At 37.2% G+C, this 2,121-nt stretch carries 3 protein-coding genes; 2 read left to right on the top strand and 1 reads right to left on the bottom strand.

Going from position 1 to position 2,121, the window contains the following annotated elements; genetic code table 11:
* A partial coding sequence (locus AB1721_03390; protein ID MEW5805732.1) for a deoxyribonuclease IV occupies positions 1-645 on the bottom strand: 645 nt, incomplete at its 3' end.
* A gap of 46 nt (positions 646-691) precedes the next feature.
* Between AB1721_03390 and AB1721_03385 the strand changes: the two genes are divergently transcribed.
* Entirely contained in the window at positions 692-1,060 is a 369-nt protein-coding gene (locus AB1721_03385) for a phosphoheptose isomerase (GenBank protein ID MEW5805731.1), read from the top strand.
* A partial coding sequence (locus AB1721_03380; GenBank protein MEW5805730.1) for a pitrilysin family protein occupies positions 1,057-2,121 on the top strand: 1,065 nt, incomplete at its 3' end. The genes AB1721_03385 and AB1721_03380, both read left to right, overlap by 4 nt.

The raw sequence follows: 2,121 nt of genomic DNA, 5'->3' as shown, positions 1-2,121 counted from the left end.
ATGCCAAAGCTCCAGTCTATCTAAACCGATTTTTCTATCAAATATTTTCAAAAACTTTTCCAGCTTTGAATTATCAGACAAGTCATTGCCAGTTGACCATAAATGGCAAGAATCCAAACAAACTCTAATTCTTTTATTGTTTAAGTCATTAACTATCTGGCTGATCTCGTCTAAATCAGCGCCGATTTTACGATTGCCGGCGTTCTCTATGATAAATAAAGTTTTTTCCGGAGTTTTATTTAGAATTGTTTGAATATTTTTAATCAATAATTTATATTTAGCCGGTGTTTTTTCTTCTTTGTAGGAACCCAGATGAACAATACTGCCTTTAATTTCAAGTTTTTCAGCTAAATTTAATTCTTTAATCAAAAACTCAACTGATTTTTTACCCACTGCTTCTTGACTCGCTAGATTAATCAAGTAAGTGGTATGAAAATAAATTGGCTCAATCCCGAGTTGTTTTTTAGTTCTTAAAAATAAATCAATTTCCTGCCTAGCTGGAGATTTAATGCTCCAGTTTCGGGGCGGTGAGGAAAAAATCTGTAAGCAATTAGCGCCAATATTTTTCGCTCTGGTTAACGCCTGGTCATAGCCGCCAGCAATTGATAAATGCGCGCCAAATCGATAATCTTTAACAAAATCCATTGTTCGTGCTAAAATTAAGCTTTAGTTTATTTTAACTTTTTAAATTATGAATAGCAATTTACAAGAAAATATCGGACAAAACGGCCAGAAGAAAAGTCCGCGATTGGCTGCGGGAATTAAAAATTACTTGGTTGATATTGACGGAGTTATCTGCGAAGATATTCCTAACGAAGAGCCGGAAAGAATGAAAACCGCCCAAGAAATACCCGGCGCCAGAGAAACAATCAATCAGCTTTATAATCAGGGCAATATCATTACTTTTTTCACTGCCAGAACCGAAGATTTGGCAGAGATTACCGCTGATTGGCTGAACCAGCGCGGTTTTAAATACCACCGAATTATTTTTAACAAACCCAGGGGCGGCAATTATGTTTATATTGATGATAAAGAAATTGAATATAAAAACAGCTTATGAAAAATCTTAATTTTGAAAAACTTGAAACTTCAGCCGGCGTGCCGCTTTATGTAATGTCCTTGCCGCATGCGAATACTGTTGCCGCCGGAGTTTTAGTTAAAGCCGGCACCAGAGACGAGATCTGGCCCAAAGAAGCCGGCTTAGCCCATGCTTTGGAGCATATGGTTTTCCAGGGGACAAAAATGTTTAAAAACAGCAAAAATGTTTCCGCCTATATCGAAGAAATCGGCGGGGTTTTAAACACCTGGACTTGGTCAGAATGCACTTTTTTCTGGAATCGAGTGCCGGAAAAACACAAAGAAAGATCAGTTATTTTAAACGCGGAAGAGATTAAGAACTGTACAATCCCGGAAAGCAAAATTAAGACCGAGATGCTTAACATTGTTGAAGAAATAAGAATGCGAAAAGATAATCCGCAATCTTATGTTGGCAAATTGGCAGACGAGTTTCTTTATAAAGAACATCCGCTTGGCAAAGACACTTTGGGGACCGAAGAAAGCGTAAAGAGTTTCAAAAAAGAAAATTTCATTGAGTTTAGAAAAAGATATTACCATCCGGCAAATTATACTTTTATTACCGCTGGCAAAATCACTCCGGAAGAGGCGGTTAATTTGTTTAACCGGCACTTCCCTGAAAAATCAAAAAAACCAGCCAACCAAAGAGTCCCAGAAAAAATTATTGATAATAAAAAAAGAGAAGCAATCTACAAAAAAGAAATAGACCAGGTTAATTTAATTTTATCAGCGCCTCTTGGGTCTTCAAACGAAAAATCAAGTAAAGCAATTGATCTTTTTACCACAATGTTAGATGGCGGGATGTCTTTTCCGCTTTTCCAAGAAGTAAGAGACAAAAGAGGGCTTTGTTACTCCATCTCCGCCGGCGCGACCAGATTTTCAGATGTGGGCAATTTTTATATTTATATCGGCACAGACCCCAAAAGATACCAAGAAGCAATTAAAATCAGTCTCGCGGTTATAGAAAAAAGCAAAAGCAATAAAACCCTTCTCAGAAAAGCAAAAGAGGTTGAACTGGGCAGATTGGCTTTGAAATACGAAAATACC

It is taken from the genome of Patescibacteria group bacterium (assembly GCA_040753135.1).
In the GTDB taxonomy this organism is placed as follows: Bacteria; Patescibacteriota; Minisyncoccia; order UBA6257; family Brennerbacteraceae; genus JBFMGR01.
This window is presented reverse-complemented; position numbering and strand designations above follow the sequence as displayed.